This is a genomic window from Falseniella ignava, assembly GCF_002847645.1.
GTDB lineage: Bacteria > Bacillota > Bacilli > Lactobacillales > Aerococcaceae > Falseniella > Falseniella ignava.
In genome coordinates this window covers 1-6,044 of the sequence record NZ_PKHE01000031.1, presented here as the reverse complement: position 1 = coordinate 6,044, position 6,044 = coordinate 1, and the positions used below count along the sequence as shown (strand labels likewise).

Genomic DNA, 6,044 nt, shown 5'->3' with positions numbered 1-6,044 from the left:
CTATTGAGAGTTGTGGTAACTTCAATATAGCATGAAATTCACGTGATGTTTTTATTTTTGGTGGCTAAGTTGATTATAGAATCCACCAGTATCTTATTTTATTTTTTTCAGGTGCATAGTTATAAATTCTCCCTCCATGTGCAGAACGATTTCGATATTTTAGAAATAATTTAAGTGAGTCTGCAAACAGATTTTTTACACTGTCCTCATTAGATACAACCTCTATTGGATAACCGTATAATATGCTAACAACTTCATTTTTTAGTGGTGCCTTCAGTAATTTGTAAAGCATTAATAGGTTGCCCATAGAAGTACCTTTAATAATAATCCAAGGTGGTACATTATTGTATTTTTCTCTGTAGTGCATCATGGGTTGGACTTTATCATGTCGAATCTTATGCAGTTTTCTTAGAAGTTGATCTATTTGATATTCTGTTTTGCCCTGATGTGAAACTTTATTTCCAGACTTAAAATTTTCGCGGATTAAGTAATCCCGCTCGTTAGGCCCATAATGCTTACAAATGACATAACTGAGGGCGCTTCTCAGATTCATCTCAACTTCTAGCATTGACGTAAAGACTGCTCGTCTAAGACGCGTATCAAAAAGAAAAAGATCAAATATATTCTCGAAAGTTGAATCACTCAAATAAATATCTTCATCACAAGGATCTGCCTTATTCTCAAGAAACAAATCTTTATATCCATTTATAATCTCGTAATATCCATATCTTAATAGGTTTTTACTAGCTTGTTCTTCAGACAGGAAAGTCAATTGCCTTTTTTTAAGTAAAGTAATTTGCTCATCAATAGTCAAAAAAGGTTTCATCATAAATCCTCCTTAAAATCACAAAAGGGAGCCCAGCTAGGCTCCCTTTTGGTAGGCTGAACTTCAGCCGATCATTAAGATTACGATTATTTTAGCTTATTTTTTAAAAAACGTCAAGCGTAAATATATGCCAAATGTGATGAATGTCTCGAGTTGTTAAACAAGTGCTTTGAAGAATTATAGATTTTATGAAAGATATAAATCATTTTGTTATGTTACCTGTCTATAATCAATCTTGAGAATCTTTCAATTTAGTTCATCAGATAGAAAGTAGTACCCAACTCGTTTTAATGGAAAAATATCTACATCAAAACAGTTTTATCGTTCAATTAAAAAACAAAAGTGCAACTTAAATTTTTGCGTTGAAGTTTTGCGTTTGTTTTACTACGATAAAGCTACAGAGGTTGAAATGGTGAGACAACGTGTTCTAACAGATCAAATACAAAAGCTAAGTGAAAATTAGTTTATTGTATTGCAATAAAAGGATAAAAAAATTCCTACACTTTTAATACTAAAACTCTTTATATATCCACAATAACAATCCACTTCAACCAGCAAACATATTCCGGAAAGCAGGTGAAGCAATGGCCAAACTCAAGCAGATGTTTCCTTATATGATGGTTAATGTATTTCTTTTCTATTTAGCGCCGTGGGTGATTCAAGATACAGGCAGTGGCATGTTGATGTTGTTAGTCGTATTACCGCTGAGTTGTTTGATTGTCGCTTGGCGATATGGCAGTCGGTATTCATTTGATCTATTATTTCCAATTTTAACAGCTTTGCTATTTATTCCGACGATTTTTATTTTCTATAATTCGAGTGCAATGATTTATATACTGATTTATGGCGGCGTATCAATGATTGGAAATGCCATAGGAGCTGGACTTTCCTACAAAAATAACTAAAATGCCTACCCTACTTTTTTAGGCAACCCTAAAAATATAGCTGTAAGGGGTTCCCTCAACTTAGCAAAAGGTGTATGATGGAGTTAACAATGATATTTAAAGGAGTGGAAATACTATGGCTTGTACAACATTGTTGGTAGGTAAAGGAGCGTCTTACGACGGTTCAACCATTGTCACCCGGTCGGAAGATTCTCCCTCAGGAATTTTTACGGCAAAACGGTTTATCGTGGTGCATCCAGAGGAGCAGCCACGTCATTATCGCTCGGTGATTTCGGAATGTGAGGTAGAATTGCCGGATAACCCGATGCGCTATACTTGCTTACCAAGTAATGATCCAAAAGATGGAATCTGGGGAGCAGCGGGCATTAATGAAGCCAATATTTCGATGACCGCAACCGAGACGATTACCACGAACCCTCGAGTTCAAGGAATTGATCCCATTCTTAAGAATGATCCAAACGGTCATAAAGAAGGAGGCATTGGTGAGGAAGACTTTGTAACTTTAGTCTTACCTTACATTCATTCGGCACGTGATGGCGTCATCCGTCTCGGTCAATTGCTTGAAGAACATGGAACCTATGAGATGAATGGGATTGCTTTCCAAGACGTTGATGAGATTTGGTGGCTTGAGACGATTGGCGGTCATCATTGGATGGCGCGTCGTGTCCCAGATGATGCTTATGTCGTCATGCCGAACCAATTAGGGATTGATTATTTTGACTTTGAAGATGCTTATGGTGAACAAAAAGACTTTATGTGCAGTAAAGACTTACAAGCTTTAACGGAGCAGTATCATTTAGACTTATCGAACGAGGAAGAGGCTGGATTCAATCCTCGCTTAGCCTATGGGTCAAAATCTGATTCTGACCATATCTACAATACACCACGCGCTTGGGCAATGTTACGTCACTTTAACCCACATACTTATGTTTGGGATGGACCCGATGCAGAATATACGCCGGAAGATGATGATCTTCCATGGGCGATGGTACCAGAATTCAAGATTACAGTGGAAGATATGAAATATATCTTATCCCACCATTATCAAGGCACGCCATATGATTGTTACGGTAAATGGGGTGAAGCGGATCGCCGAGGTATGTACCGTCCTATCGGTATTAGCCGCCAAAACGTTACCGCCTTTACGCAAATCCGTCCGTACTTACCTGAAGCCATTCGCAGCGTCCAATGGTTATCATTTGGTTCGAATGCCTTCAATGCGGTAGTACCGTACTATACGAATGTGAATACAACGCCGGATTATTTAGCGGATGATTCAACCCTACCGACCACTGATAATTTCTATTGGGCGAACCGGTTGATCGCAGCGCTAAGCGATGCTCACTACCACACAACCCAGATTCATATTGAACGTTATCAAGATACCGTGCAAAATAAAGGTCAAAAAATCCTAGCAGAATTTGATGCGAAGTATTTGGCGGGCGACTACGATGCTGAAGCTACGCAAGCTTTACTCGAAGAAGCCAATGAGGCGATGACTTCGTTCTTAAAAGAACAAACGGATCAAGTCCTTGCGAAAGTCTTACATACAGCAAGCTGCCAAATGAAAAATGGTTATGCCCGCAGTGATAATTAAGCATTAATCTCAATCAAAAAGCCGAGCAATCACACTGTGTGAATTGCTCGGCTGATTTTGTATTTAAGTAGTTATTATTTAATCGCGAAATGGATTAAGTTAATAATTAAGCCATACATAATGTAGAAAATAAGTGGCGCGAATAAAATAATTAAGTACGGATTGAATAGCGCGTTGTTACTTTGTTCACGATAATGGTTCATTTGTGTTAAGACAGCCACAAAGAACATAACAAAGCCATAGAAGATGACGCTCATTGATATAATGCCACCAGTTAAACCAAGGCCTGTTAAGATAATTAAAATAACCGTTGCAGCAACAACTAAGTGTAAGTATCCAGCAATCTCATTCGTTAGACGATTGTAGCTTACTTCAACACGGAATAAATATTTAATAATTAAGTATGCAATTCCGATGGTGACGAAATACATCAAGGCTAAGCCTACCCATAATAATAAAGTCATCTTGAATGGGCTATGTGCGAAAGAGCTAAGTCCCACGTAATCGTAAAAAGATATACCGCCATGCACTTGCCCAGCAGGGATAACAGTGAATGAACTGATTAAACGGTTGACTGCCACTGTACCTAATATAGCGGTAAATAAACTCAATAGTGCAAAAGTAATATGGCCATAATAGCTTGTTTCTTGATGGTGACCAGGACCGGCATGGACAAGTTTGTCAACAAAGTACTTGAAGTAATTGTTTGCTTCTTTCCAAGATTTTTGAACTTTTTCGTTTTCGCGAATGGTACGGATCGTTGAGTCAGTAGTCTCTTTCATGGCTGCGACGGCAGAGTCGGTACTTTCCTTCACGGTGTTCATTGCTGAATCTGCACCTTCTTTAACCGCTTTAACGGTCTTGTCAAGTGCTTCAGAAGCTTCTTGATGTTGTTTTTCGACTTCTTTTTCTTGGACTTCTTCATCGTTTAAGATGGTTTCAACGTCGGCTGTTTCACGTTCTTCCTGTGTCACAGGGACAGTTTGATCGTGACCGCAGAACGTACAGAATTTGGCTGTATCATCTATTTCTTTGCCACATTTAATACAAGTTTTCATGGTCAATACCCCTTTTCAATCATAATAATACCTACCTTTAGTATAGCTCATTTTGATTTGAAATTACAGTCTAAGCCTTTAAATCAGAAAAATTCGAGTACTAAAATTAAATTAAGATTAAAAATATAAAAGAAAACCCTTGATTTATCTCATAGTTGGTGTTAGACTAAAAACAATCGATATGGAATCGGCATAAGAAGAGTAGCTTCAGGGAGTTCTTGCAGGGAGAAAGTGGTCAGTGTGAGCTTTCAGAATCCTGAATGTGAATGGGCTTATGAAAACGAAGGTGAAATTTTCTATTTTGGAAGAGAGTAGCTGGAGGGTGTGCTCACCTTACAGAGCTAGAATATGATTGTATTCGAACGAGATATCTTTAGTGCGCATAAAGATAATGAGGATGGTACCGCGAAACTCGCTCCTTAATTGGAGGGGGTATTTTTTTATTTATCAGTGGATTTGTCAGTAAAATAAGGGGGAATTAAGATGAAAGTCAGACAATTAACGTTAGGTGGCGTATTATTAGCAGTCGGGTTGGTATTACACTTAGTGATGCCACCCATCTTTTTAGGAGTGAAGCCGGATTTCCTTTTAGCGATGATGTTCTTTGCGATTATGTCCAATCGTGACTTAAAGTCGTCTTTAATTATCGGACTTGTTGCGGGCTTAATGTCTGCTGCGACCACTGGATTTCCAGGAGGTCAGCTACCGAACTTAGTAGACAAAGTCATCACATCATTTGTTATCTATCAATTATGTAAACGAATGGACTTTGAATATTCTACAGCGCGAATAGTACTGATCAATATTGTCGGAACACTTTTAAGTGGTGGAATTTTCTTAACGTTGGCATTTTCGCTGACACATCAGCTTTACTTATGGGTGCCAAGTATTCCGGTCGTATTATTGGCAGCCGTTGTGAATACCGGACTGAGTGTCTTTATTTACCATACCTTTGCGACGCGTTCATCATTGCAGCGTGCGACAGGACATTCGTTGTCGAAGTAATGTTGTAGTATTGTTTAAGCACTTTGACCGTCATATTTTTGAGGGGTGTGCTATAATGTTGTTACATCTTAAATGTTATGGAGGCGGCCTATGGACGAACAATCATTTATTATATGGCAAGTGGGACTTGGCTCGATTGAAGATTTTATTGAAATGGCGGGCACGCTCTTTGAGACGACGACCGATGTTTTGTTGCCTGAATATCAAGAACTTTTACGTCGAGAAGATGCCGTAATCTTTGTAGCATATGAGGATCAACGAGCGGTTGGCTTTGCCCAGTGTGAGTTACGTAGCGATTACGTTGAAGGCACGACGACCAGCCCTGTAGGTTATCTGGAAGGGATTTATGTCAAGCCGGAATACCAGAAACAAGGTATCGCCAAGCAATTGTTGGTTCAATGCGAGAATTGGGCTCGTCAAATGGGTTGCCAAGAATTCGGTAGTGACTGTACGCTAGATAACGAAGCGAGCTATCATTTTCACTTGGCAGAAGGATTCCAAGAAGTGAATCGCTTAATTACTTTTACGAAAAAATTATAATGTATGGTGTGAAGTTCAAAGGACTTTGAGGTGACCCCCGAAAGTTAGAGTTAAAAACTAACTTTATGGGGGTCATTTTATGTCTAAAAAATATAGTTACGAATTTAAAATGC

At 38.6% G+C, this 6,044-nt stretch carries 6 protein-coding genes; 4 read left to right on the top strand and 2 right to left on the bottom strand.

Annotated features, from left to right (window positions below; all coding sequences use genetic code 11):
- Positions 1-73: 73 nt before the first annotated feature.
- A complete protein-coding gene (locus CYJ57_RS07615; RefSeq protein WP_101954773.1) occupies positions 74-829 on the bottom strand; it encodes an Abi family protein in 756 nt (251 codons plus the stop codon).
- 581 nt (positions 830-1,410) lie between these two features.
- Between CYJ57_RS07615 and CYJ57_RS07610 the strand changes: the two genes are divergently transcribed.
- Positions 1,411-1,731 carry a hypothetical protein gene (locus CYJ57_RS07610; RefSeq protein ID WP_101954772.1) on the top strand — a complete coding sequence of 107 codons (321 nt, stop codon included), beginning with the start codon at positions 1,411-1,413 and terminating at the stop codon, positions 1,729-1,731.
- Positions 1,732-1,846: 115 nt separating this feature from the next.
- Positions 1,847-3,328 carry a C69 family dipeptidase gene (locus tag CYJ57_RS07605; RefSeq protein WP_101954771.1) on the top strand — a complete coding sequence of 494 codons (1,482 nt, stop codon included), beginning with the start codon at positions 1,847-1,849 and terminating at the stop codon, positions 3,326-3,328.
- A gap of 74 nt (positions 3,329-3,402) precedes the next feature.
- Here CYJ57_RS07605 and CYJ57_RS07600 read toward each other — a convergent pair whose 3' ends face one another.
- On the bottom strand, positions 3,403-4,386 hold the full coding sequence (locus tag CYJ57_RS07600; protein WP_101954770.1) for a zinc ribbon domain-containing protein: 984 nt from the start codon (positions 4,384-4,386) through the stop codon (positions 3,403-3,405).
- A gap of 483 nt (positions 4,387-4,869) precedes the next feature.
- Here CYJ57_RS07600 and CYJ57_RS07595 point away from each other — a divergent pair, with 483 nt between their 5' ends.
- Positions 4,870-5,391, top strand: a complete 522-nt coding sequence (locus CYJ57_RS07595) for a tryptophan transporter (protein ID WP_101954769.1) — start codon at positions 4,870-4,872, stop codon at positions 5,389-5,391.
- A gap of 90 nt (positions 5,392-5,481) precedes the next feature.
- The gene (gene aac(6') / locus CYJ57_RS07590) at positions 5,482-5,931 is read left to right on the top strand and encodes an aminoglycoside 6'-N-acetyltransferase (RefSeq protein ID WP_006701832.1); all 450 of its coding nucleotides are present in this window, start codon (positions 5,482-5,484) and stop codon (positions 5,929-5,931) included.
- Positions 5,932-6,044: the final 113 nt, after the last annotated feature.

Coding starts and splice junctions, on each gene's coding strand:
- CYJ57_RS07610 (WP_101954772.1), top strand. CDS start 1,411: ATGGCCAAACTCAAGCAGATGTTTCCTTATATGATGGTTAATGTATTT.
- CYJ57_RS07605 (WP_101954771.1), top strand. CDS start 1,847: ATGGCTTGTACAACATTGTTGGTAGGTAAAGGAGCGTCTTACGACGGT.
- CYJ57_RS07615 (WP_101954773.1), bottom strand. CDS start 829: ATGATGAAACCTTTTTTGACTATTGATGAGCAAATTACTTTACTTAAA.
- CYJ57_RS07600 (WP_101954770.1), bottom strand. CDS start 4,386: ATGAAAACTTGTATTAAATGTGGCAAAGAAATAGATGATACAGCCAAA.
- CYJ57_RS07595 (WP_101954769.1), top strand. CDS start 4,870: ATGAAAGTCAGACAATTAACGTTAGGTGGCGTATTATTAGCAGTCGGG.